Here is a 23,944-nt window from a genome sequence, read left to right as displayed (position 1 = left end):
ATAAACTGCTTTATATATACAATGAAATGGTGTGAAAAAAATGGGCGTAATCGAGACAAGCAATTGGCTGGAGAAAGACTTTGCAAATCCCGAAACTGTTTGCAAGAAACTGGTACCTTATTTTAACGGCATTTCCGCGAAAGAAATTTACCACCAACTAACGGAATTTGGAATGTACAAACCATCACGAACAACCTGGCAATCGTTTGAATCCCTCAAAGAAGCAAATGTAACAAAAAAAATCACAGAAATGTATCGATCCTATCAAAAAAAATGGAACGGTCCCGACGTTCCGCTGTTTCTTTTTCCCATCGACCAAGGCGGAGGTTTTTTCCGTCGGGAGAACAAAAAGAAATCTGGAGTTTCTTTCCCTGATAAGCTGTTTTTATTTTTATCTCCGGAGTGCAGCGAAAGAGAAATCGAAGCACTATTTGTCCATGAATACCACCATGTCTGTCGCCTAAATAAGCTGAAAAAGGACCCGGCAGATTTCACCTTACTCGACTCGCTGATGATTGAAGGACTGGCCGAATACGCTGTCCTCAAAAACTGCGGCGAAAAGTATTTAGCACCATGGTGTCGTTACTATACCAAAAAGCAGCTTGATTCTTTTTGGAAAAAATATTTATCCGATCATTTGGAAGTTCGGAAGGACGAAAAACACCATGATGCCCTATTATATGGCCATGGATGGATACCCGATTTACTCGGTTATGCTGCGGGTTTTGACCTTGTCAAAGAGTATTTTTCCAAAAACCGCTATACCACGGAGCTTTCGTTCGCCATTCCAGCTGAAAATTTTTTGCCAAAATAAGCATCCATCAACAAGCAAATAAATGTCTTCGCAGTCTGGAGGAGGCATATATTTGCTTGTTTTTACATATGTATAGGGAAAAGTAGACAGGGATTTAAGGTGATGATTGAGATGGAAACGGACAAGTTTTATCGTTTGTTTTTCTGGCTGTTTGGAGTTGTGATGGCTGCCGCTGGCGGTGTATATGCAATTACCTACTTAAACTTGTTGCCGGCTGGTTACACTTTCGATGAATACCTCCTTTTCCTTTCCCGCCGAATCGAATTTTACCTCTTGCCGCTAGGCTTGATCGTAATTACTGCAAGCATTTTTCACCCTGAAAATGAAAAAGAGAAATAACTGGTGCAATGTATATAAACAGGAATAATTTAACTGATGTCTGCCCATACTGATTGACAAACAGATTCTTGAAGTGAGGGGTTATGCAATGTTATATCTTCATGATGTTTGGGTAAATTGGTTTGAAGGGGAAGAAAACGGTTATAATATTTGCCATTTTCACGAGTGGCGCAAAGATGATGGGGTTGAACTTCTGGATCAAGTGCCCCTCATTAAAGTGGAATCGATTTTATTTGACTATATTGAAAATCAATTAGCAGAATTGCCTCAACAACTTCTTGATGATATTTTTCAAAAGGCCTATTTGCGAAAAAATCATGAAAGGATTCAGCTGGAATATTGCTTTGTTGTTTCGGATGGGAGCGGAATTTTAGCTGTTGACACAATTGGCTACAACTTGCCGATCCGTAAAAGCAGACTGATTCCAAGGCAGGAACAGCTCGTTTATGAAATGCTCGAAAATCAAGAAACAAAGGAGTATCGCTTTGACGTCAAACAAGCCGCGAAAGAGTTTCATATCCTTTCGCCAGAACCGGATTTAATGCGAGGATTAACAAGAAAGGAACGGCAGTTAAAGCAGCTTTTGTTTATGGCCCTTGATCAGCTTCATTCTTCAAGTAATGAAGCGGAGGTTCGCTATTGGTATACCGAATGGTGTCCCGAACGCTATTCATTCATTCAAGAATTGCCGTTTGAAGAGGCATGGAATCAGCTGTATGAAGAAAGCAAATATGGCTGGTCGAAAAAGCATGAACATTTTTGCGAGAATTTAATTAAAGGACAGCCATTTTTTGAAAAACTTTGGGAAATGGAACATGGATCAAAAGTAAATTAAAAGCCTGACCCAAAAGGTATTTTTGCAATACCTTTTGCGGGTCAGGTTTTTGAATTGAAAGGATTATCTTTTTCTTCCCAAACCCATTGCGTTTTCCATTTTTTTTAGCATTTTGCTGGCAACCTTATTTGCCCGTTCAGCACCTTCGTCCAAAATATCATCCAGCTCTTTTGAATCAATTAACTGATGATATTTTTCTTGAATTGGCGCAAGTTCATTGATGACCACTTGGGCGAGATCACCTTTAAAATCACCATAGCCTTTGCTTGCGTACATTTCTTCAATCTCTGAAATCGGTTTATTGCTTAAAGTAGAATAAATGGAAAGCAAGTTAGAAATTCCTGGCTTGTTTTCAAGGTCAAATTTAACGATTCCATCTGAATCGGTAACAGAACTTTTAATTTTTTTCTCAATTTGCTTTGGATCATCTAGAAGGGTAATGAAAGCCTTTTGATTTGGATCGGATTTGCTCATTTTTTTCGTCGGCTCTTGAAGCGACATGACCCTTGCCCCGACTTTTGGGATCCGAACTTCCGGAATGGTAAAAATTTCATTGTATTTTTTATTAAATCTTTGCGCTAAATCGCGCGTTAATTCCAAATGCTGTTTTTGATCCTCTCCGACAGGAACAAGATCTGTACGATACAATAAAATATCTGCAGCCATCAATGGCGGGTATGTCAATAGACTCGCTGATACCGCTTCCTTCCCAGCCGATTTGTCCTTAAACTGCGTCATTCTTTCCAGTTCACCAATATACGAAATGCATTGCATCATCCAGCCTGCCTGGGCGTGTGCCGGCACTTCTGATTGAATGAACAACGTCGCTTTTGAAGGATCAATCCCAACAGCTACATAGAGAGCAGCCAAACTTTTGATATTTTTCCTTAGCACCAAGCGATCCTGGGGCACGGTGATTGCGTGCTGATCCACGATACAAAAATAGCAGTTGTATTCATGCTGCAGCTCCACAAACTGCTTTAGGGCACCGATATAATTGCCAAGGGTAATCGTTCCGCTTGGCTGAATGCCTGAAAAAATAGTTTTCACGTTAAAAGCCTCCTAAATAATTTTTATCTAAAACAAAAAACCATCCATCCCAAACAATAGGGACGAATGGTTCGCGGTACCACCCTAATTACTCAAATCTTGAGTCACTTCAATTCCATACTTCAAAAAAAAGCATGGCTCCCCGTTAACGCAGGGTCACGTCTATTCCTACTATCCTCATTTAAGTGCAGAGTTCAGATAGAAGCTCAAAAGTCCATTCCGTACTGTCACGTGTTTGTTTTCACCAGCCACAAACTCTCTCTAAACGCGATCAATACGTACTATTCTTTCTCAATGCCGTAAATTTTAAATTAGCTAATCCTATTATAATGAAATGCATATTTGTAATCAAGCATGCTAAACATAATAGATAGCAAGAGCAATTAGCATACATAGGATTAGAAGCAATCCGTATAGTAACAATGGTTTCATGCTAAGTGAAACAAGCTTGGATAAAGGGGTGATTTCTGCTATTTTTGATTTTTCGTGTGCCCGTGAAAAGGCTTTCGAGAATCCTTTTGTTACCATATCAAAAAAACCGGTATGAATAACGTAAATCAACAAGGCGCTTAAAAGAAACAGGGAAGCGAAGGAAAAGGACATATTAATATAATATTCTAATGTAATTTTATTATAATAAAGTAGTAAAGTGATGAAGATCACTAACTGGATCATTAAAAAAATCCCTACTTTTTTTATAGGAAATTTCAAAGGAAAACCTCCAATTCCGAGTTTCTAAAGGGGGAATTACCAACATAAATAGAGTGTAATATAAATTATAACATATATAAAATATAAGGTAGATGACAAACATGTGTAATTATTGTTTCTAACATGTAAATTTTTTTTAAAAAAGTAATGTACAAAGTTTTTCTGGAAATGTATAATTAGCATTGTAGAATTTTTCAGAAAATAGAAAAGGGAGGTCTACATACTTGAAAAAGTCAAAATTTTCATTATTAGTTGTATCAACACTTGCTGCAAGTATATTTTTGAGTGCTTGTTCTGGCGGATCAGGCACGAACAAAGATACAAGCAAGGATACAAAGGGTACTACTCCACAGCTTGCCGAAAAACAAGTCATTAATGTTCTGGAAACGGCTGAAATTCCAACTTTGGACAGCGTAATGAACCAGGATGTGTTAGGCAGTGAGATACTTGCTCAAACAACTGCTGGTTTATATCGCTTGGATCAGACGGGTACTAAGGCAATTCCTGATGATGCTGCTGGAATGCCGAAATATAACGCTGATAAAACAGTATTGACCATTAGTTTGAAAAAGAATGTCAAATGGTCTAACGGAGATCCTGTTACCGCAAATGATTACGTTTTTGCATGGCAGCGTGCGATTGATCCTAAAACGGCATCACCATATGGTCCATATATGATGTCAGATAAAATCAAAAATGCAACTGCAATCAGTGAAGGAAAAGCACCGGTTTCTTCTCTGGGTGTTAAAGCAATAGACGATTATACATTGGAAATCACATTAGAAAGACCGCTTCCATATATTGATTCATTATTAACATTTACAGCATTCTATCCGCAAAATAAAAAGTATGTGGAATCACAAGGTGCTGATTATGCAAAAGATGCTGCTCACTTGCTTTACAGCGGTCCATTTAAATTAACTAAATGGGACGGAACATCAGCTGCTCAATGGACGTTAGAAAAGAATGCTGATTATTGGAATGCAAAGAATGTTACATTGGAAAAAGCTAATTTTAACGTTGTAAAAGATCCACAAGCTGCTGTAAACGCATATGAAGCTAAACAAGCTGATATTACTGGAAGACTTGCTTCATCAGCAATCATTTCGCAGTATCAAGGCACTAAAGATTTAGTACAATATCTCGAGCCATCGATGTGGTGGTTAAAGATGAACGAAAATAATCCTGTTTTGAAAAACGTTAATGTACGTAAAGCAATTGCATTAGCAATTGATAAGAAAGCATATACGAACAACGTATTGTCAAACGGTTCGATCCCTGCTAACTTCATTGTACCAAAAGAGTTTGCGTTTAATAATGGCAAAGACTTCCGTTCTGATGCCGGAAACTATTTGAAGACTGATAAGGCAAAAGCTAAAAAACTTTGGGAACAAGGTTTGAAAGAAGTAGGCAAAACAAATGTAACGTTTACTATGGTTGGTCAAGATACTGAAACAGCTAAGAAAGAGGATGCATTCATTAAAGACCAATTAGAGAAAACTCTTCCTGGTTTAACGGTTAATATTCAAAGTGTTCCTTTCAAAATCCGTATCGATCGTGAAGATAAACAAGAATATGATTTATTGCATGCTGGATGGGGACCAGACTACTCTGACCCAATGACCTTCATGGATCTGTTCTTAACAGGTGGAGGCCAAAACCACATGAGCTACAGCGATGCAAAATATGATAAGTTAGTTAAAGATGCTCAAACGACTTTGGCTGCTAAACCGGATGAGCGATGGAAAGCTTTGCAAGATGCTGAGAAAATTTTGTTGGAAGATGATGCAGCATTGGCACCACTATATCAGCGTTCTGTAAACCTTTTAGTAAATCCGAAAGTAAAAGGCCTGCAACACAATCCGTATTCTGACTTTAGTTTCGAATATATTAAAGTTTATAAATAAGAGGTATTATTTGTTAAAAATAACAAATAAAAGGTGTTTATAATCAAATAAAAAGAGAGTATATTAAGTTATACTCTCTTTTTACCTGTAACAGAATTGTCGAAAAGTGTCTAACATTTTGTGAATTAAGAGGTGTCGACATGGTAAAATATATCCTCCAGCGGATTGTCTATATGATTATTACGTTATTCATAGTTGTATCTGTAACCTTTTTCCTCATGAAGTTAATTCCAGGAACTCCTTTTAATAGCTGGGAAAAACTTTCAGAGACCCAGCGCCACATTTTATTGGAAAAGTATGGATTTGATCAGCCTGTGCCTGTTCAATATGCTCACTATATAATGAACATGGTAAAAGGCGATTTGGGTGTCTCCTTTCAGTTTAATAATACCCCGGTAACTGAACTTATTGCGCAACGACTTGCTCCATCGGCGATACTTGGCGCCCAGGCGATGATTGTTGGGGCAGTGCTCGGTATCCTTTTAGGAGTTTTGGCTGCCCTAAAACAAAATAGTTGGGTTGATTATGGCGCTACGTTTATTGCTGTTATTGGAAAATCCATTCCAAGCTTTGTTTTTGCCGGCCTATTGCAATACTATATTGCGGTGAAACTAGGATGGCTACCAGTAATGTTTTGGAAAGGTCCTGCCTATACCATTCTGCCAACCATTGCTTTGGCAATGTTCCCGATTTCCATTGCCGCCCGTTTTATGAGGACAGAGATGGTGGAAGTGTTGGGATCGGATTATATAACTCTTGCAAAAGCTAAAGGCGCAAGCTATTGGCAAATAAGTTTTAAACATGCACTAAGAAATGCATTAATTCCGGTCATTACCGTAATGGGACCGTTAGCAGTAAGTCTAATGACGGGTTCGCTCGTTATCGAAAATATTTTTGGAATTCCTGGTATCGGGAATCAATTTGTGCAATCGATCATGGTAAATGACTATCCGGTTATTATGGGAACTTCCATTTTGTTTGCGGCATTATTTGTCGCTATTATCTTGGTTGTGGATATTCTTTATGGAATTATTGACCCGCGCATTCGTATTCAGGGGGGGAAAGGGTAAATGCTTAATAAAGAAGAAATTTCAAAGGATATGTTTGTACCCGCCCAAATTGATCCATCCAAAAGTGAGACCATTGCCAAGCCAAGTCTAAACTTTTGGCAGGATTCCTGGCTGCGGGTTCGTAAAAATAAAGGAGCAGTCATCAGCTTAGTGGTTATTGTTCTTTTACTTATTCTTGCGTTTATTGGTCCATTACTTTCACCATATAAATATGATTACCAAAATACTGATAATCATGACTTGCCACCACGGGTACAGGGTTTGGAAAACATTCATTGGCTTCCGTTTGACGGCACTTTAACCAATAAGGCCGGCATAACTTATAATGCCTACGAAGTTCGTCATGTGAAAGAGTATTATTGGTTTGGAACGGATGAACTGGGGCGTGATATTTTTGCCCGTACTTGGAAAGGAACACAAGTATCTCTGTTCATCGCCTTCATGGCAGCATTAGTAGATATGGTGATCGGTGTTACCTACGGAGCTGTTTCCGGATACGTCGGCGGCAAAGTGGATAGTGTTATGCAGCGAATTATGGAAATCATTATTGGAATTCCGAACCTGATCGTTGTCGTCTTAATGATTCTCGTATTAAAACCGGGTATTATCCCAATCATTATTGCCATCACTATTACCAGTTGGACGAGTATGGCGCGTGTGGTTCGTGCCCAAGTTTTAAAGTATAAAAATCAGGAATTTGTCTTAGCTGCTAAAACATTAGGGGCGAGCAATATTTCGATAATTTTTAAGCATATGATTCCGAATATGTTTGGTATTATCATTATTAATACGATGTTTTCAATACCAAGTGCGATTTTCTTTGAAGCGTTTTTAAGTTTTATCGGATTAGGGCTGCAAGAACCCAATGCTTCATTAGGAACTTTAGTAAACGAGGGCTACAAATCAATGCGTGCATATCCATATCAAATGATTACGCCTTCGATTATGATTGCATTAATCATGATATGCTTCAATTTAGTTGCAGATGGATTACGGGATGCCCTTGATCCAAAAATGCGTGATTAGAAGGCAGGTGAACGGCAGTGGAAAAAATATTACAAGTAAAAGATTTAAATATATCTTTCCATACATTTGCGGGCGAAGTGAAGGCGATTCGAGGAATCAGCTTTGATTTATATAAAGGGGAAACATTGGCGATCGTTGGCGAATCAGGTTCTGGAAAATCTGTTACCACAAAATCCATTATGCGTCTACTTCCTGAGAACAATTCCGAAATTAAAAACGGTGAAATCTTATTTAATAATCAAGATCTTACGAAGCTTTCGGATAAGCAAATGCAAAAAATCCGTGGTCATGATATTTCGATGATCTTCCAAGATCCAATGACTTCATTAAACCCGACGATGAAAATCGGAGTTCAGATTATGGAACCTTTAATTAAACATCAAAAAATGAGCAAGTCTGCGGCCAAAGAGAGAGCAGTTGAATTGTTGAAACTTGTTGGGATACCTAAACCGGAATTGCGTGTTGATCAATACCCGCATCAATTTTCCGGGGGTATGAGGCAAAGGGTCGTCATTGCGATTGCATTGGCCTGCAATCCGAAAGTTCTTATTGCGGACGAGCCGACAACGGCGCTTGATGTTACGATCCAGGCGCAAATTCTTGAATTAATGAAAGATTTACAGAAGAAGATTGATACTTCGATCATTTTTATCACGCACGACCTGGGTGTTGTGGCAAATGTCGCAGACCGCGTTGCGGTTATGTATGGCGGTAAAATTGTTGAAATTGGTACGGCAGATGAAATTTTTTATAATCCAAAACATCCATATACATGGGGATTAATCAGCTCAATGCCTAGTCTGGATACCCGCGATGAGGAACTTTTTTCGATTCCGGGAACACCACCGGATCTTTTGGATCCTCCGAAGGGAGATCCGTTCGCACCAAGAAATCCATATGTTTTAAAAATCGATTTAGAGCAGGAGCCGCCAATGTTCAAAGTTTCGGATACTCATTATGCTGCTACTTGGCTTTTGCATCCCGATGCACCGAAAGTGGAGCCGCCTGACGCTGTAAAACGGCGTCAAAGCCAATTCCCTGGTAAAAAGGAGGGGAACTAATTGTCACAGGCTGAGAAACTGCTTGAAATTAAAAATCTCAAACAGTATTTTAATGTTGGAAGGCCTAATGAAGTAAGGGCTGTTGACGGAATCTCCTTTGATATTTACAAAGGGGAAACGCTTGGACTTGTCGGTGAGTCTGGATGTGGCAAATCAACCACAGGCCGGACCATTATCCGTTTATATAATGCAACGGATGGAGAAGTATTGTTTAATGGTGTAAATGTTCATGGCAAAAAAAATCATGCCCAGTTAAAAGACTTTAATCGAAAAATGCAGATGATTTTTCAGGATCCTTATGCCTCGTTGAATCCTAGGTTAAAGGTTGCGGATATCATCGCCGAGGGTATTGATATTCACGGGTTGGCTAAGTCGAAGAAAGAGCGGATGGAGAGGGTGTATGAGCTGCTTGAAACAGTCGGCTTAAACAGGGAGCACGCCAATCGTTACCCGCATGAATTCAGCGGCGGTCAGCGGCAGCGGATCGGCATTGCCCGCGCCCTTGCTGTTGAGCCGGAGTTTATCATTGCTGATGAGCCGATCTCCGCTCTGGACGTATCGATTCAGGCGCAAGTCGTTAACCTAATGAAGCATTTGCAAAAGGAAAAAGGGTTGACGTATTTGTTTATTGCCCACGATCTTTCGATGGTGAAATACATCAGTGATCGAATTGGCGTTATGTATTTCGGCAAACTAGTGGAACTGGCTCCCGCGGATGAATTGTATAGGAATCCGATTCACCCGTATACCCAGTCATTGCTATCGGCAATCCCTTTACCGGATCCGATTTCGGAGAGGACGCGCGAACGGAAATCTTATAACCCTAGTGTTCATCATTATGCAGAAGGAGAACAGTTGGAGTTTAGAGAAATCACGAAAGGCCATTTTGTTCTCTGTTCTGAAAAAGAATATAAGGAATACAAAGGAAAATACTGAGCATAAAAAAACGATCTCAACTTGAGATCGTTTTTACTTTCTGTTACCGCCAACTTTTTTCCAACCGGTTTGAAAATGCTCGGATTGCATCACATATTCAGAACGTTTTTTTCCGCCAAACACTTTTTCTCCAATTCCGTTTGCGATAACACCCATTAATGCAGTAAGACCAACAATCAATAATGCAACGATCAGTAAATCGGTTATGTATCCAGCCAATCTAATCACCTTCCTGCTTTTCTCGATACTCAATACCAATTTCATTTCCTCTCTTTCTATTCTAAAAGAATTTTTTTCATATGGAAAGGGCAAAATGCGGAAAAAACAGCAATACCCCAAAAGAGTGAATGCGTTTTCAATTTTCATTTTGTAAATGAGAATAAAAAATTAATAAAATTTTAAGGTTTTAAAGGTATAATGTAAGGGTAAAAAGAAATGAAATAAAATGAAAAGGAAATGTGGACAATAAAAATCACATAAAAACGAATGTTATCATGTTAATTCATGAAACAATGTAAAAATCAAGGGTTTTTTTAAGGGAAATGTGAGACTTTTGTAAATATTTTTCGTCTAATTAACGAAAGAAATAGTTGATTATTTTTCAAAAAGGATACCTTTTTAGGATGCAGTGGTGTATAATAAATGATATAAATTACTTATTTATAGTTATTTTAATTTAGAGTAAGTCCAATTCAATTGCACATACGTTCCATTTATAGATTCAGAACTAATTTTGAAGGAGTGTGGGAACAAATGGTAACTTTATACACTTCACCAAGTTGTACATCATGTCGCAAAGCTAAAACATGGCTCGAAGAGCACGAAATTCCATACAAAGAAAGAAATATTTTCTCTGAACCGTTAACCATTGATGAAATAAAAGAAATTCTCCGGATGACAGAGGATGGAACAGATGAAATTATTTCAACTAGATCAAAGACGTTCCAAAAACTAGACGTTAACCTTGAAACCATGCCGTTGCAAAATCTGTTTGAATTAATCAAGTCAAATCCAGGGCTTCTTCGCCGCCCGATTATTATCGATGAAAAACGGCTGCAGGTCGGATACAATGAAGATGAGATTCGCAGATTTTTGCCTAGAAAAGTTCGTACATTCCAACTGCGCGAAGCACAGCGCATGGTCAATTAAGCCGTAGAAGGTCTTCATATGGAAGGCCTTCTTTTTTATTTTAACACTTGCGCCATAAGATTCTGTTTGATATTATTAAAAGAATCTAAATGTGAACTTTTGCTTATGGGCGAAATAACAGTTTTTCAATTTTTGTTATATTTTATTTCCCTTATTGCTCCTTTTGTCATAAAATATAAGTACAAGAGTATATTCTTTTTTGTTTTGAAAGAAATGCTCGTGTTGGGTAAATGGTAATACTCAGCACTATCTGTTTTGGGGGTATTTTGTCCCTTCAATCTGGAAACGGAAGGGAGAGTTAACGATGGATATCGAACGAATCAACGAGAATACTGTGAAGTTTTACATTTCATATGGTGATATAGAAGAACGAGGCTTTGACCGTGAGGAAATATGGTACAACCGCGAGCGAAGCGAAGAACTTTTTTGGGAAATGATGGATGAAGTTCATCAAGAAGAAGAGTTTGCAGTAGAAGGACCGCTGTGGATCCAAGTTCAAGCTTTAGAAAAGGGGCTTGAGATTTTAGTAACAAAGGCACAGTTGACAAAAGACGGGCAAAAATTTGAATTGCCGATACCGCCGGAAAAATTTTCAGATTTACCGGGTGACGCGAATATTGTAGATCTTTTGGATCAACATGCTTCTTTTCAGAATGAGGATGATTATCTTTTAAGCGGTGATGATGAATCATTAGATTTCCTCCTTGTATTTCAAGATTTTGAGGATCTGATCATGTTATCGAAACAGCCGGGGCTTGAGAATCTGGATGCGAAACTGTATCATTTTGAAGGCAGATATTATTTATATGTTGAGTTCCCGGAAGATTCGATTGATGAGGAAGAAATCGACGATATTTTAAGCATTCTGTCCGAATTTGGAAATGAGACACCCGTTACGATCCACCGGCTTCAAGAGTATGGGAAAGAAATTCTTTCGGAAAATGTCTTTACTGAAATCAGCAAATATTTTACTTAATTTTTTACCGATTTCCTAGCTGAAATCGGTATTTTTTGCAATTAAGGCAAAATGCTCTGCATAGCGACGAAAATAGTTGGGTAAAGGAATGGACTGGCAGGTGATGAATTCTGAAGAACACAGTAAAAATCTTTCTTTTCTTACTTGTTTTAACGGCTTTTTTGTTTATTTTTAAAGATCGGTTGGAAGGAGGAGTGTTTGGCTTTCTAAGTCTATTGATTACATTGTCCGTCATTTTTATTGGATTTGTGATTTTCTTTGAGAATCGCCATCCGACGCAAACATTGACATGGCTGATTGTGTTGGGAAGTTTTCCACTGGTTGGATTTATTTTTTACCTTTTGTTCGGTAGAAGTTACCGAAAAGAAAAAATGTTTCGCAAAAAATATTTTCTTGATAAGCAGGCATTCTTAACCGTTGAAGGGGAGAGCGATCCGCGCAGCGAGGAAAAAATTCAGCAGATGGGGGATCATCAAAGCCGGCTGTTCCAATTGGCGCAAAAGCTTGGCAACAGTCCGATTTCATTTGATACGGCAACGAAAACTCTCACAAATGGAACTGAAACGTTTTCTCATATTATTCGTCAATTAAAGCGGGCAAGACATCATATACATTTGGAATACTACATTGTGCGTCACGACCATATCGGTCAGAAGATTAAAGACATCTTAATTCGAAAAGCGAAAGAAGGTGTAAAAGTCCGGTTTTTATACGATGCGGTTGGCTCGTGGCAGCTTTCAAAGAAGTATATTGCTGAATTAAGGAATGCTGGGGTTGAAGCTGTGCCATTCGGGCCGGTAAAACTTCCTTTTTTAAATAACAAATTTAACTTTCGCAACCATCGCAAAATTATCGTGATTGATGGAAATATTGGCTTTGTAGGCGGACTGAACATTGGCGATGAATATTTGGGTAAGGATAAGAGTTTTGGTTTTTGGCGAGATACGCATTTAATGTTAAGGGGAGAAGCCGTTCGTACCTTGCAGTTAATTTTTCTCCAAGATTGGTACTATATGACCAACCATAGTTTTTTGACCGCTGAGTATTTATCACCCCAGCTTGGCAACAAAAGCCATGGCGGTGTTCAGTTAATTGCCGGAGGGCCTGACAATGAATGGAGCGTGATCAAAAATATCTTTTTTTCGATGATCACCTCGGCAAAGGAATCGGTTTGGATTGCATCCCCCTATTTCATCCCGGATGAGGATATCTTGTCGGCGATTAAGGTCGCTGCACTTAGTGGAATCGATGTACGGCTGCTTGTCCCAAACCGGCCGGATAAGCGTATTGTGTTCCACGCATCCCGTTCTTATTTTCCCGAGCTTTTAGAAGCCGGTGTCAAAGTATATGAGTATCAGCTTGGGTTCATGCACAGCAAAATAATTATTGTTGATCACGAGTTAGCCTCAATTGGGACTTCCAATATGGATATGCGCAGCTTCCATTTGAATTTTGAAGTCAATGCCTTTTTGTTTCGGACGAAAAGCACGCAAAAGCTCGTCGCAGAATATATTAAGGATCTTGAAACAAGCGTAGCGCTAGACAGCGAAACATTTAACAAAAGACATCTTGGCTTTCGCTTTTTGGAGTCCATGTCGCGGCTTCTATCACCACTGCTGTAATAATGAACTTTTTTTGAAACCATTCCTTTTTCGGAATGGTTTTTTCATAAAAAAAAGGATTTTCCGGTTGAACAGCGAATTGTAGAAATAGAGGTGGTGATAAAATGTTATCGGCGTTGACAAAAGCCGGGAAACGAATCAGCTTAGGTTATCCTTATAAAAAAGAAACATTGCTCTATTTTCGAAGCAAAGAAGAATTTTTTTGTCCGATCTGCGGCGAAAAGGTGTATCTCAAACTTGGTGAACAGAAAATTTTTCATTTTGCCCACAGAAGCGGCGGAGCATGCCGGGAATTTTACGAAAATGAAACCGAGTATCATATGGATGGAAAACTGCAGCTTTACCGTTGGTTAAAAAAACAAAAGATTGATGCGGTGCTGGAGTACTATGACAAAGATATTAAACAGCGGCCGGATATTGCTTTTCAAGTCAATGGCCAAAAATTCGCGCTGGAATACCAGTGCTCCTCTCTCCCGGAAAAAAACTTCACGAAAAGAACAAATCTGTATTTGCAAAAAGGCTACATGCCACTTTGGATTGTTGGCGGGAACCATCTGAAGGAAAGTCAGCCGGGAGCCGTCAGCTTGAACAGCTTTCATTATTTATTTTTACGGGAAAATGCAGATCGCCACATGTTCCTTCCCTTTTTTTCACCAGAACACAGCCGCTTCATTGTCCTTTCTTCCATTTTTCCTTACACAACAAAATACGCTCTTGTAAAAAAAGCTGAGTTTCCATTAAAGCAATCAAGTGTGCAATCAATCATCAATCCCGTCATTCTGCCGGTAGTAAATTCAAGTTTGTGGAAAACAAGAGCAGATTTGCATCAATCGAATTGGTGTATGCATCCTGGAAAAGAGCAAAAGAATTTTTTTGAGGAATTGTACATCAACCGTTTAAACCCTTTTCTGCTCCCGGTTGAAATCGGGCTTCCGATTCCACATGGCCAACTTATTCAAACCCTTCCATTTGTTTGGCAAACGTATTTTTACCTCGATGTCCTGTTCCATAAGAATCCGGGAGAGTGGATTTCACCTGATGAAATAAAATCGTCGTTTTTGAAAAGAGTTGCGTCGGGACAAATCATGGTTCGGATTACCCCGCAGGTCACCAGCGATTATGCGCTAGAGGCAGTGAAGGAATATTTGCACATGCTCGAAAAACTAGGCAGGATCACACCGCTTCAGAATGGTTATTTTCGCGTTGAAACTCCTTTAGTTATTCCAAAAACGAACAGTGAAAAAGAAGCAATCTCCAAAAATTTTGCAATGTTAAAATAATGGAATCTTGAGAATGGATATTTGCAATGTTAAAATTATGGAATCTTGAGAGTGGATAAATGATACCGAATGGATTAGCATAAAATAGGGTGGAATGGAAGGAAAAACGCAAGGGTATGGAGAAGAATAGGACGTTACTCTTTTCGTATTTCGAAATTTTGGTTAGGAGGCAGAAACAAGATGGCAAATGAATCAGCAGTCAAAATGCTCCCCGCAAGAAGGGAAATCCCAGTTGAAGATACATGGAAACTGGAAGATATTTTTTCAAGTGATGAGGAATGGGAAAAGGAATTCCAGGATGTTAAAAACCAAATCCCCGGGATACAGGAGTTTCAGGGCAAGCTCGGGGAAAGTGCTGAGAAATTGTACGAGGTTCTTCAATATGAAGACCGTCTGCTTGAACGGATCGGCAAGTTATATACGTATGCCCATATGAGATATGATCAGGATACAACCAATTCTTTTTACCAGGGATTGGATGACCGGATGAAAAATCTCTATTCGCAAGCAGCCAGTCAGCTTGCGTTTATTGTCCCGGAGATCCTTTCGATTGATGAAGGCAAGTTAGCTGGATTTTTAAATGAAAACAAGGAACTGAAGTTATACGCACATGCACTAGAAGAAATCAATTTGCAGCGTCCTCACGTCCTTTCGGCTGAAGCGGAAGCCCTGTTGGCCCAGGCTGGTGAGGTCATGAACGCATCGAGCACTACTTTCGGGATGTTAAACAATGCCGACTTGCAGTTTCCTTCCATTAAAGATGAGAATGGAAACGAAGTAGAAGTCACACATGGCCGCTATACAAGATTTCTTGAGAGTGCCGATCAGCGCGTTCGCCATGATGCGTTTAAAGCGGTTTATGACACATATGGACAGTATCGTAATACATTTGCCAGCACTCTTAGCGGCAATGTGAAAAAAAATAATTTTAATGCGCGGGTAAGAAAATATGATTCTGCTAGACAGGCTGCCTTGGCCGCCAACAAAATTCCAGAAAGCGTCTACGATAATCTTGTCAATACGGTAAATGACCATTTGCCGTTATTGCATCGCTATGTGAAGTTGCGCAAGAAAGTGCTGGGTCTTGATGAACTTCATATGTATGATTTATACACACCACTTGTCAAAGATGTCAAAATGGAAATTCCGTATGAAGAAGCAAAGGAAATCGTTTTAAAAGGGCTGGCGCCAATGGGCGAAGACTATACCAAGGTGTTAAAAGAAGCATTTGAAAATCGGTGGATTGATGTTCATGAAAATAAAGGAAAAAGAAGCGGCGCTTATTCATCGGGTGCTTATGGCACCAATCCGTATATTTTGTTAAACTGGCAGGACAATGTGAACAACTTGTTTACACTTGCCCATGAACTCGGCCATTCTGTCCACAGTTACTATACAAGAAAAACGCAGCCATATCCATATGGAGATTATTCCATTTTTGTTGCCGAAGTTGCTTCAACGTGCAATGAAGCGTTGCTAAATGATTATTTGCTAAAAACAATTGGTGATGAACAGAAGCGGATTTATCTTTTGAATCACTATTTGGAAGGGTTTAGGGGAACGGTTTTCCGCCAGACCATGTTTGCCGAGTTTGAGCATTTGATTCACCAAAAAGCGCAAAACAATGAGGCATTAACGGCTGAGCTATTCACGAATGAATACTATCAGTTAAATAAAAAATATTTTGGTGAAGAAGATATTGTGATTGATGAAGAAATTGGTTTGGAATGGTCAAGAATTCCACATTTTTATTACAATTACTATGTGTATCAATATGCGACAGGCTTTAGTGCGGCAACAGCTTTAAGCAAGCAAATTCTTGAAGAAGGGGAATCGGCTGTCAAACGGTATATTGACTATTTAAGCGCCGGCAGCTCGGATTACCCGATTGAAGTGCTAAAACGGGCAGGTGTCGATATGACAAGCTCCGAACCGATTGCGAATGCCTGCAAAGTGTTTGAAGAAAAGCTCAACGAACTGGAAAACTTGCTTTCATAGAAACAAAAGGATGGCAGCTCGCTGCCATCCTTAAAACCCTTTAAATCTCTTCCGGTCATTTAGTGCAGCGAAAAAGAGCAGGAAAGAGATAAACAACAATGGGATGCTAATCATAAACGGGAAGATCCTAAGTAAGGCCAGTAAATGAAGAAAAAAAGACACAACCATAAGCAGCAGCAACCCAACGAACAGTAGCTTATTCAAAAAACCCCCACCTTACTGATTATTCACTACTATATTTATGGCTATTTTTTTATTCTATGATTTTGACAATATTGTGAAATCTGGCACAAACTTATTGTCAATATCCGAAATTACGTGTTATATTTTATACGTGAAGTTGATCACAACAAACATATACCCCTTTGTTTGACCGTGAAAAATTTCTCCCATCCCCTTTGTTCGTATTTATAGAAAAAGGCTTTACAGCTAGTTGCTGTAAAGCCTTTTTCCTTTTATAATCCTCATAAAAAAGGCCGTATCCGTAAATTGGATCGGTCTTTAGCTTTCAATATATTTCCAAAAAGTTCCATATTTCGCGGGTATTTGCTCTACTTTTTGTTTTAACAACAGTTTTTTCATTTCTCGTTCCACTTGGGTAATGGACATATTATATACTACGGCAATTTCCTGGGAGGCTACAAGCCGAAAAACCTTCATAAACACCTCAAGAGGAGGCGGAGGCGATTGACTGGGTTCTTCCGTAAGCATCTCTTCTAAAATTTGAACGTAAATTTCATAAGGGTATGCACCAGCAATTTTAATTCCTTCTTCCTCAGCATTTTCATTAAAGAAAACAAGCGTAGGAATTTCTTGCACTTCCATTTCAACCGTAATTTTCAAATCACATTGCAGCGCTTTTGCTGCGCCTTCTGAATGTACATCTGACAAAAACTCCTGCACGTCAAGCCCGGCATCGTTGGCACATTGTTTCAGGACATCTAGATCGGTTACATCTTTCTTTTCTAAAAAAAGCATTTCTTGCAGCTTGCGCAAAAAACGGATGCCTGCTTTTCTGCCTTGCAATTCGGCTGCTTTGATCGCAATGGAAGCAATATAAGGAGCCGCCACCGGATTTTCAAGCCAAAGATCCCCATCGCACGACATCCCTGAGCGGCTCGCCGTTTTTTCCCACAATTCTTTAATGTTTTCAAACTTTTGCTTTTTGTTGATATTTAAATTTGCCAATTTACCGCTCAATACATGTTTTAAGGAAAAGTATCGTCCGTATTCCACCTGTAATTTTTTTACTATTGGTTCCAATGCCCAACACTCCGGACAGATTGGATCGATGAAAATGTAAATTTCGATGGGCTTTTTTTCACTGCCATGGCAATGATGGGCTAAAAAACCATGCTCTTGTCCATTCACTGCATCTCACCTGGCTGCTGCACTTCATAATCAGGCGTGTTAATCATATGCTGGGCTTTTAAAACCAGCCGGGAATATAATTCATCGAGATCAGGATGTTGCCCAACCAAGCCGTAAAAAGTATCAACAAGACGATGCAATGTTTTTTCGCCAATCGCCTCAAATGGTGTCATTTTTTTCTCGATCATGTTGGTTAACTCCTTTTTCGGGTTCTGTACGTCTTATTTTACCCTATGCCGTTTTTATATCTCAAATAAATAGCTTCACTCATTTAGTAGTGTTCACAAAAAAACCCTCTGTTCATAATGACAGAGGGTCGGAAGTTTTATCCAAAGTAGGAATTTGTTATGTTTCTTACATACTTAACCGTTTCTTTAAAAGGAGGAATGCCCCCGTATTTGTCCACATTTCCCGGTCCGGCATTATATGCGGCCAGTGCCAAATTCACATTTCCTTCATATTTGTCGAGCAGTTGTTTTAAGTACTTTGTACCAGCAAAAATATTTTGCTCGGGATCAAAGGGATCGTTTACCCCAAGCGATCTTGCTGTTTGCGGCATCAGTTGCATTAACCCTGAAGCACCGGTAAGGCTAACGGCTTTTGGGTTGAAATTCGATTCGTGCTGAATAACCGCTTGAATCAATTTTGCTGGAACACCATATGTTTGAGCCGCTTGAGAGATTAGGGCGTCAACGCTTTCGTTCGTGCTTCCACTTGATGTTAACATGGATAAAGGCGGCAATGAAGGAAGATTGAAAGAAACAGATACTGATTCGGAAGGCTTTGATTGCTCAACGGTTTTTGGATGGGCAAAAGTTGAATTGCCATTTTCCGCAAGTACCTCATTTAAAAGATCTTGGAACAATGAAGAAGAATCGGATGCGGAATTGCTGAAATTTTGGACAGCCTTCAGTTCGAGCATTGCTTTCAAGTTATCGATTTTCATAAAACAGTTTCCCCTTATAAATTCATCATTGAATATTTTCTTTCGTAAAAACGACGAACCTTGTTTTTTGTTTCCCGAACAGGAATGCCGTGTTTGGCAAGGAATTTGTGGAAAAATGCTTGTCCTTGCTTTACATTCTCTACTTCGTATTCTAACTCATAATCTTCTGTATTTAAATAGGTACTGTAGTCCAATACCAACAATCCGTTCGAATCCTTTATTTCCGCCCGTTTTGTAACAAGAGAACCAAAATATTCAAGTATTGAAAAAGGAATACCCATTTTTTCAATAAGCTGCTGAACGGTTCCGCTTGGCAGTATATTGCGGCTTATAGCCTGTTGGGCTTCTTGGACTGAAAGCAGCTCATTTGTTTCCAACAAACCTTCCTTGTACGGTTGTTTCAGTGTCAGTTCGTACTGTCCATTTTTTTCCCGAATCCTTAAGGCCGCACCATTTCTCTTCAACTGAAAATCTGCCGTATCAAAATAATGATTTTCTTGGGTGAAAATCGCATCTTCTTCCAGCTTGAAAAATTCAAACAGCCGCTCATATTCCTCTTTTGTCAGCATATTTTTAAATTCAATCTCCAAATTTTGCAATAAACTCAATCCTTCCTTCATGCATGTTCTTGTTTATTTTATAATATCAGAATTTATATGTTGCCCCTTTTTAACGATTGCCTGAAGAGTAAGACATGTATTCCAATATTCTGAAACGAATCTTTTTGACCAAAATCATGAATCTGTGACATGAAAAGTAACATGCAAGGAATTTATTCCATTAGTAGGGTGTTTCATGGTTGACTGTTTGATTTCCGCTCCAGGCGGCTTCGCTTTCCGCGGGCGTGCCGGGGAGCCTCCTCAGCGCTTTTGGCGCCTGCGGGGTCTCCCCTGCCCCGTACTCCCGCTGGACATTGAATAAGCTTCTTGAATCATCAACGCACGAAGGAAATGCGATAGCATTTTCGAGGAGTCTTCGCCGCCTTCCGCTCCAATCCAAAATGTGAGCGGAATCGACCATAAGTAAAATGATAGCGTTTCTTTGTCAAATTTCTACGATAATAAATTTTTTGGTTTGCCAAATAGGCATGTATCAGGTCTTTTCAGGCTATTCACATGCATGGTTTAGGTTAAAAATGTGAGATATACTTGCGTGAATGTCTTAAATGAGGTCTATGTTTTTCAACTTCAACGATTTCAATCTTGCATGCTTCACCATTTTGTAAAACGGTCTTACTTCTTCTGTGAAACACTTTTTTTCAACGGAACCTCCTCAGCCATTAACAGTACTTGACCAACATAAGATATGTAAAAATAGGGGCAAATCCTTCGCAACCTTTGTAAGTACGGTTGACGCCTTCCTTCTTGGTATTACAGTTATCAAGTGACGAGAATCGAAAGAGAAATTGGAGCCAAGGAATAAAGGCTCAGACTGGTAAGAACCCGATGGCCTGGTCAAAGTGCTTATGTTACTGAGAGCACAAGGGATGATTGCTTATTTCATCATTGCCAAAAGCAATTCGAATAAGGAAAAAAGTGTTCCGCAAAGGAGTACAAACGAGCTGATGTTCTCTAGCAAATGATCGCTTCGAATCCTAGGGTTCATTCGTTTATGGCACTCTGTTGATTGGAGCGGAAGGCGCCGACTCCTGGGGGATTAGCGTTACAGGCGAGACCCCGCAGGACATTGAATAAGCTTCCTAGAAATAACATCGCACGAAGGAAATGCGGATGCATTTTCGAGGAGCGTTAGCGACGAGGAGGCTCAGGCGTTCTGCCACCCGGAAAGCGAGTGCCTGGAGCGGAAATCAACAGACCCCGTTTATCCGCCAAACTAAAAAGGACCGGGCGGTTTGTGCCCGGTTTTTCTTAGTCTAATTCGCCAGAAACGCAATCCTTGGGAGAAATGCCTGATTATGATAAAATAAGAAAGGCAATAAATGACTGTTTTAATGACGAAAGGAGTAAGGGGCTAGTTGATTTTGAAATCAGCATTCCCCGGCACAACGAATGAATAAAAGACTTACAATGAATTCAGCAAAACGAAACAATGATCAGGTGCAACTTATTGCAAACGAACCGATTACCTCTTTAAAACCAACAGGCCGTATGCTAGTGGATTCCGACCATTTTTCCTTTGTTTATTTAATGGAGAATGAAGAGACAACTTATACATATATATTGATTCCTGAACATGTTTGGCCGGTTTTAAAAGAGACAATGGAAGGAAATCTCCCTGTTTTCCTTACATATGGGGAAGAACAAGTCGAATTAACCGGGTTCCAAGCCGAATTTGCTTATTTGATTAGCAATATTAAGGGGAATGGAAACTACGGGGAGGAAATGGTGGAGAAAGTCGAAAAATTGTTTTAAGTTTAGATCCGAAAATTGGCTTGAGGTGTAGTGGATGAAACATTGGGATCAGTTTCTAGCGCCCTATAAACAGGCGGTTGAAGAACTAAAGGTGAAATTAAAAGGGATGAGGGGCCAATTTGAATTGGATTCTTCCCATTCTCCTATTGAATTTGTGACAGGCAGAGTTAAACCGATTGCGAGCATTCTCGATAAAGCCAATCAAAAAGGGATTCCGCTCGACCGGTTGGAAATGGAAATGCAGGATATTGCCGGGTTAAGGATGATGTGTCAATTTGTGGATGATATCCATATGGTAGTCAATCTTTTACGGAATCGTAACGACTTTGAGGTTGTCGAAGAGCGGGACTATATTTCTCATAAAAAATCCAGCGGCTACAGATCGTACCATGTGGTGATCCGCTATCCTGTTCAAACCATTCACGGGGAGAAAAAGATTTTAGCAGAAATTCAAATTCGTACGCTGGCAATGAATTTCTGGGCAACGATTGAACATTCGCTTAATTATAAATATAAGGGCGCTTTTCCATCCGATATTCAGATGCGATTGAAGCGTGCGGCAGAGGCAGCATTTCTCCTGGATGAGGAAATGTCGCTAATCCGCGGAGAAATTCAAGAAGCGCAAGCCTTTTTCACCCGGAATAAAGAGCAGAAGCAAGAGACAAAAAAATAACGGTGCATTGGTAAAAGCAAATTTGGGGAAAAAGGAGCGAAAAAGATGAAGTTTGCCATTACATCAAAAGGAGATCAAAAATCGAACACGTTAATGCATAAAATGAGGACATATTTGCTCGATTTCGATCTTATCTATGATGAGGATCAGCCCGACATTGTCGTTTCTGTCGGCGGCGATGGAACGTTATTGTATGCCTTTCACCGCTACAGCAGCCGTTTGGACCGGACGGCATTTGTTGGTATCCATACTGGGCATCTCGGCTTTTATGCAGATTGGACGCCGGAAGAAATTGAAAAACTGGTGATTGCCATTGCGAAAACACCTTATCAGACGGTGGAGTATCCGCTCGTTGAGGTTATTATCCGCTATCAGCACGGGGGGAAAGAATCACGGTACCTTGCTTTAAATGAATCAACAGTCAAAAGTGTGGAAGGGACTCTTGTTATGGATGTGGAAATCCGCGGTGAACATTTTGAACGTTTTCGCGGCGATGGTCTATGTGTCTCAACACCATCTGGAAGCACAGCTTACAATAAAGCACTTGGCGGCGCAATCATCCATCCTTCGCTGGCTGCGATCCAGGTGGCAGAAATGGCGTCGATTAACAATCGGGTGTTCCGAACGGTCGGTTCTCCGCTGATCTTGCCCGCCCACCATACATGTATGCTGAAACCGGTAAATCGGGCGGATTTCCAAGTGACGGTTGATCATCTGACCCTTCTACATAAAGATGTGAAGTCGATTCAATTTAGAGTGCCGGAGGAAAAGATTCGTTTTGCACGGTTCAGACCGTTTCCTTTTTGGAAGCGGGTGCATGATTCTTTTATTTCCGACTCTGATTAGAAAAATCATGTAGAGAAAAATGGATTGAGGTAAAAGATGGCTTTACAATTTCGACTAAACTGGTTGATTGAACCGACAGATACAGGAAAGCTAGTAAGGGATTTTGCGAAGGAGAAGGATATTTCCCGTTCGGCATTGACAGATATAAAGTTCAAAGGCGGCAAGATTCTCGTGAATAAGGCGGAAGTGAATGTCCGTTATCGCCTGCAGCAAGAAGACTTCCTGGAAATTATTTTTCCGCCAGAAACAAAAAGCGATGGTGTAGCTGGTGAGGAAATCCCTCTAGATATTGTTTATGAAGATGAATTTGTTCTTGTGATCAACAAACCTCCGGGCATGAATACAATTCCGTCAAGAGAACATCCTGCAGGAAGCCTCGCGAATGCTCTTATTGGGTATTATGAAAAAAGTGGAATTGAGGCCACTGCCCATATTGTCACAAGGCTTGACCGCAATACTTCCGGGCTTGTTTTAATTGCCAAGCACCGCCATGTCCATCATTTGTTCAGCAGGGCCCAGCAAAATGGGGGCGTAAAAAGGGGTTACGAAGCATTTGTAAGCGGCAAAGTGGCAGCTGAGCGCGGAACGATTGAACAGCCAATTGGCAGAAAAGCTGAAAGCATTATTGAACGGGAAGTGCGGGAAGATGGCCAATATGCCTGCACCCACTTTAAAGTGCTTGCAAGAGCAGAAGATTACTCCCATTTGGAATTGCGGCTTGAAACAGGGCGGACGCACCAAATCCGCGTACATATGTTATCTATTGGCCACCCGCTTCTTGGCGATGATTTATATGGCGGAAGTACGGAAAGGATCAAGCGGCAGGCGCTCCATTGCAAACAGCTCGCTTTTTGGCATCCTTTTTTGAATAAGCAAATGAAATTTACCATTCCGCTCCCCGAAGACATGAAAAAGCTGACCGCAGAATAAGGACGGTCAGCTTTTTGTCCATTTCATTTACC

The 23,944-nt window shown here is 40.0% G+C and carries 25 protein-coding genes and 1 other annotated feature; of the genes, 17 read left to right on the top strand and 8 right to left on the bottom strand.

Annotation, left to right across the window (positions count from 1 at the left end; translation table 11 throughout):
* Positions 1 to 40 precede the first annotated feature (40 nt).
* The 3 genes from ACQYAD_RS07260 (at position 41) to ACQYAD_RS07250 (ending at position 1,988) form a co-directional block, all read left to right on the top strand.
* On the top strand, positions 41 to 814 hold the full coding sequence (locus ACQYAD_RS07260) for a DUF2268 domain-containing protein (RefSeq protein WP_430236720.1): 774 nt from the start codon (positions 41 to 43) through the stop codon (positions 812 to 814).
* A 111-nt stretch (positions 815 to 925) separates the two neighbouring features.
* Positions 926 to 1,153, top strand: coding sequence for a hypothetical protein (locus ACQYAD_RS07255; protein WP_430236719.1), 228 nt, complete (start codon positions 926 to 928; stop codon positions 1,151 to 1,153).
* Positions 1,154 to 1,241: 88 nt separating this feature from the next.
* Positions 1,242 to 1,988 (top strand): YjbA family protein, encoded by a 747-nt coding sequence (locus ACQYAD_RS07250; protein WP_430236718.1) that lies wholly within the window; start codon positions 1,242 to 1,244, stop codon positions 1,986 to 1,988.
* A 63-nt stretch (positions 1,989 to 2,051) separates the two neighbouring features.
* On the opposite strand, the gene trpS is transcribed toward ACQYAD_RS07250, so the two are convergent.
* Positions 2,052 to 3,038: a tryptophan--tRNA ligase gene (trpS, locus tag ACQYAD_RS07245; protein ID WP_430236716.1), complete on the bottom strand. Its 987-nt coding sequence runs from the start codon at positions 3,036 to 3,038 to the stop codon at positions 2,052 to 2,054.
* Between the two features lie 55 nt (positions 3,039 to 3,093).
* Positions 3,094 to 3,342 (bottom strand) — a binding site (T-box leader).
* Between the two features lie 53 nt (positions 3,343 to 3,395).
* Complete coding sequence (locus tag ACQYAD_RS07240) at positions 3,396 to 3,749, bottom strand: DUF3899 domain-containing protein (RefSeq protein ID WP_430236714.1); 354 nt, start codon at positions 3,747 to 3,749, stop codon at positions 3,396 to 3,398.
* Between the two features lie 224 nt (positions 3,750 to 3,973).
* Here ACQYAD_RS07240 and ACQYAD_RS07235 point away from each other — a divergent pair, with 224 nt between their 5' ends.
* From ACQYAD_RS07235 to ACQYAD_RS07215, 5 genes are all read left to right on the top strand, one after another.
* Positions 3,974 to 5,656 carry a peptide ABC transporter substrate-binding protein gene (locus ACQYAD_RS07235; protein ID WP_430236713.1) on the top strand — a complete coding sequence of 561 codons (1,683 nt, stop codon included), beginning with the start codon at positions 3,974 to 3,976 and terminating at the stop codon, positions 5,654 to 5,656.
* A 140-nt stretch (positions 5,657 to 5,796) separates the two neighbouring features.
* Positions 5,797 to 6,726 (top strand): oligopeptide ABC transporter permease, encoded by a 930-nt coding sequence (gene opp3b, locus ACQYAD_RS07230; RefSeq protein ID WP_430236712.1) that lies wholly within the window; start codon positions 5,797 to 5,799, stop codon positions 6,724 to 6,726.
* Positions 6,727 to 7,752 (top strand): oligopeptide ABC transporter permease, encoded by a 1,026-nt coding sequence (opp3C, locus tag ACQYAD_RS07225; RefSeq protein WP_430236710.1) that lies wholly within the window; start codon positions 6,727 to 6,729, stop codon positions 7,750 to 7,752.
* Between the two features lie 17 nt (positions 7,753 to 7,769).
* Positions 7,770 to 8,813 (top strand): ABC transporter ATP-binding protein, encoded by a 1,044-nt coding sequence (locus tag ACQYAD_RS07220; RefSeq protein ID WP_430236709.1) that lies wholly within the window; start codon positions 7,770 to 7,772, stop codon positions 8,811 to 8,813.
* Positions 8,814 to 9,749 carry an ABC transporter ATP-binding protein gene (locus ACQYAD_RS07215; RefSeq protein WP_430236707.1) on the top strand — a complete coding sequence of 312 codons (936 nt, stop codon included), beginning with the start codon at positions 8,814 to 8,816 and terminating at the stop codon, positions 9,747 to 9,749. It abuts the gene before it with no gap.
* A 33-nt stretch (positions 9,750 to 9,782) separates the two neighbouring features.
* Here ACQYAD_RS07215 and ACQYAD_RS07210 read toward each other — a convergent pair whose 3' ends face one another.
* Positions 9,783 to 9,968 (bottom strand): hypothetical protein, encoded by a 186-nt coding sequence (locus ACQYAD_RS07210; RefSeq protein ID WP_430236706.1) that lies wholly within the window; start codon positions 9,966 to 9,968, stop codon positions 9,783 to 9,785.
* Between the two features lie 534 nt (positions 9,969 to 10,502).
* Here ACQYAD_RS07210 and spxA point away from each other — a divergent pair.
* The 5 genes from spxA (at position 10,503) to pepF (ending at position 16,774) form a co-directional block, all read left to right on the top strand.
* Entirely contained in the window at positions 10,503 to 10,898 is a 396-nt protein-coding gene (gene spxA / locus ACQYAD_RS07205) for a transcriptional regulator SpxA (RefSeq protein ID WP_430236705.1), read from the top strand.
* A 304-nt stretch (positions 10,899 to 11,202) separates the two neighbouring features.
* On the top strand, positions 11,203 to 11,874 hold the full coding sequence (gene mecA / locus ACQYAD_RS07200) for an adaptor protein MecA (RefSeq protein ID WP_430236704.1): 672 nt from the start codon (positions 11,203 to 11,205) through the stop codon (positions 11,872 to 11,874).
* 110 nt (positions 11,875 to 11,984) lie between these two features.
* On the top strand, positions 11,985 to 13,496 hold the full coding sequence (gene cls / locus ACQYAD_RS07195; protein WP_430237228.1) for a cardiolipin synthase: 1,512 nt from the start codon (positions 11,985 to 11,987) through the stop codon (positions 13,494 to 13,496).
* A gap of 104 nt (positions 13,497 to 13,600) precedes the next feature.
* A complete protein-coding gene (locus tag ACQYAD_RS07190; RefSeq protein WP_430236703.1) occupies positions 13,601 to 14,776 on the top strand; it encodes a competence protein CoiA in 1,176 nt (391 codons plus the stop codon).
* 180 nt (positions 14,777 to 14,956) lie between these two features.
* Positions 14,957 to 16,774 carry an oligoendopeptidase F gene (gene pepF, locus ACQYAD_RS07185; protein ID WP_430236701.1) on the top strand — a complete coding sequence of 606 codons (1,818 nt, stop codon included), beginning with the start codon at positions 14,957 to 14,959 and terminating at the stop codon, positions 16,772 to 16,774.
* Between the two features lie 30 nt (positions 16,775 to 16,804).
* Here pepF and ACQYAD_RS07180 read toward each other — a convergent pair whose 3' ends face one another.
* The 5 genes from ACQYAD_RS07180 to ACQYAD_RS07160 all read right to left on the bottom strand — a co-directional run bounded on the left by ACQYAD_RS07180 (position 16,805) and on the right by ACQYAD_RS07160 (position 19,690).
* On the bottom strand, positions 16,805 to 16,978 hold the full coding sequence (locus ACQYAD_RS07180) for a hypothetical protein (protein ID WP_430236700.1): 174 nt from the start codon (positions 16,976 to 16,978) through the stop codon (positions 16,805 to 16,807).
* A 297-nt stretch (positions 16,979 to 17,275) separates the two neighbouring features.
* Positions 17,276 to 18,145 carry a ClpXP adapter SpxH family protein gene (locus ACQYAD_RS07175; RefSeq protein ID WP_430236698.1) on the bottom strand — a complete coding sequence of 290 codons (870 nt, stop codon included), beginning with the start codon at positions 18,143 to 18,145 and terminating at the stop codon, positions 17,276 to 17,278.
* A complete protein-coding gene (locus ACQYAD_RS07170) occupies positions 18,142 to 18,333 on the bottom strand; it encodes a hypothetical protein (RefSeq protein WP_430236697.1) in 192 nt (63 codons plus the stop codon). The genes ACQYAD_RS07175 and ACQYAD_RS07170 overlap by 4 nt, the downstream gene beginning before the upstream one ends.
* Positions 18,334 to 18,470: 137 nt before the next feature.
* Positions 18,471 to 19,091, bottom strand: a complete 621-nt coding sequence (locus ACQYAD_RS07165) for a lytic transglycosylase domain-containing protein (RefSeq protein WP_430236696.1) — start codon at positions 19,089 to 19,091, stop codon at positions 18,471 to 18,473.
* Positions 19,092 to 19,105: 14 nt separating this feature from the next.
* Positions 19,106 to 19,690 carry a CYTH domain-containing protein gene (locus tag ACQYAD_RS07160; RefSeq protein ID WP_430236695.1) on the bottom strand — a complete coding sequence of 195 codons (585 nt, stop codon included), beginning with the start codon at positions 19,688 to 19,690 and terminating at the stop codon, positions 19,106 to 19,108.
* A 1,428-nt stretch (positions 19,691 to 21,118) separates the two neighbouring features.
* Between ACQYAD_RS07160 and ACQYAD_RS07155 the strand changes: the two genes are divergently transcribed.
* From ACQYAD_RS07155 to ACQYAD_RS07140, 4 genes are read left to right on the top strand one after another with little or no spacing between them, the layout of a single operon-like run.
* Positions 21,119 to 21,463: a hypothetical protein gene (locus ACQYAD_RS07155; protein ID WP_430236694.1), complete on the top strand. Its 345-nt coding sequence runs from the start codon at positions 21,119 to 21,121 to the stop codon at positions 21,461 to 21,463.
* A 34-nt stretch (positions 21,464 to 21,497) separates the two neighbouring features.
* Positions 21,498 to 22,136 carry a GTP pyrophosphokinase gene (locus ACQYAD_RS07150; protein WP_430236693.1) on the top strand — a complete coding sequence of 213 codons (639 nt, stop codon included), beginning with the start codon at positions 21,498 to 21,500 and terminating at the stop codon, positions 22,134 to 22,136.
* 45 nt (positions 22,137 to 22,181) lie between these two features.
* Positions 22,182 to 22,982, top strand: a complete 801-nt coding sequence (locus ACQYAD_RS07145) for an NAD kinase (protein ID WP_430236691.1) — start codon at positions 22,182 to 22,184, stop codon at positions 22,980 to 22,982.
* A gap of 36 nt (positions 22,983 to 23,018) precedes the next feature.
* A complete protein-coding gene (locus ACQYAD_RS07140) occupies positions 23,019 to 23,912 on the top strand; it encodes an RluA family pseudouridine synthase (RefSeq protein ID WP_430236690.1) in 894 nt (297 codons plus the stop codon).
* Positions 23,913 to 23,944 lie beyond the last annotated feature (32 nt).

This window comes from Neobacillus sp. SM06, from assembly GCF_050496765.1.
Classification (GTDB): Bacteria; Bacillota; Bacilli; order Bacillales; family Cytobacillaceae; genus JAEVLT01.
Note: the sequence above shows the minus strand (reverse complement) of the source record. Positions and strands in the feature narration are given on the sequence as shown.

What these genes read in the sequence shown, in the direction of transcription:
- opp3b (WP_430236712.1), top strand. Translation starts at nt 5,797, where the DNA reads ATGGTAAAATATATCCTCCAGCGGATTGTCTATATGATTATTACGTTA.
- ACQYAD_RS07145 (WP_430236691.1), top strand. Translation starts at nt 22,182, where the DNA reads ATGAAGTTTGCCATTACATCAAAAGGAGATCAAAAATCGAACACGTTA.
- opp3C (WP_430236710.1), top strand. Translation starts at nt 6,727, where the DNA reads ATGCTTAATAAAGAAGAAATTTCAAAGGATATGTTTGTACCCGCCCAA.
- ACQYAD_RS07165 (WP_430236696.1), bottom strand. Translation starts at nt 19,091, where the DNA reads ATGAAAATCGATAACTTGAAAGCAATGCTCGAACTGAAGGCTGTCCAA.
- ACQYAD_RS07190 (WP_430236703.1), top strand. Translation starts at nt 13,601, where the DNA reads ATGTTATCGGCGTTGACAAAAGCCGGGAAACGAATCAGCTTAGGTTAT.
- pepF (WP_430236701.1), top strand. Translation starts at nt 14,957, where the DNA reads ATGGCAAATGAATCAGCAGTCAAAATGCTCCCCGCAAGAAGGGAAATC.
- mecA (WP_430236704.1), top strand. Translation starts at nt 11,203, where the DNA reads ATGGATATCGAACGAATCAACGAGAATACTGTGAAGTTTTACATTTCA.
- ACQYAD_RS07140 (WP_430236690.1), top strand. Translation starts at nt 23,019, where the DNA reads ATGGCTTTACAATTTCGACTAAACTGGTTGATTGAACCGACAGATACA.
- ACQYAD_RS07260 (WP_430236720.1), top strand. Translation starts at nt 41, where the DNA reads ATGGGCGTAATCGAGACAAGCAATTGGCTGGAGAAAGACTTTGCAAAT.
- ACQYAD_RS07155 (WP_430236694.1), top strand. Translation starts at nt 21,119, where the DNA reads ATGAATTCAGCAAAACGAAACAATGATCAGGTGCAACTTATTGCAAAC.
- ACQYAD_RS07170 (WP_430236697.1), bottom strand. Translation starts at nt 18,333, where the DNA reads ATGATCGAGAAAAAAATGACACCATTTGAGGCGATTGGCGAAAAAACA.
- ACQYAD_RS07255 (WP_430236719.1), top strand. Translation starts at nt 926, where the DNA reads ATGGAAACGGACAAGTTTTATCGTTTGTTTTTCTGGCTGTTTGGAGTT.
- ACQYAD_RS07150 (WP_430236693.1), top strand. Translation starts at nt 21,498, where the DNA reads ATGAAACATTGGGATCAGTTTCTAGCGCCCTATAAACAGGCGGTTGAA.
- ACQYAD_RS07250 (WP_430236718.1), top strand. Translation starts at nt 1,242, where the DNA reads ATGTTATATCTTCATGATGTTTGGGTAAATTGGTTTGAAGGGGAAGAA.
- spxA (WP_430236705.1), top strand. Translation starts at nt 10,503, where the DNA reads ATGGTAACTTTATACACTTCACCAAGTTGTACATCATGTCGCAAAGCT.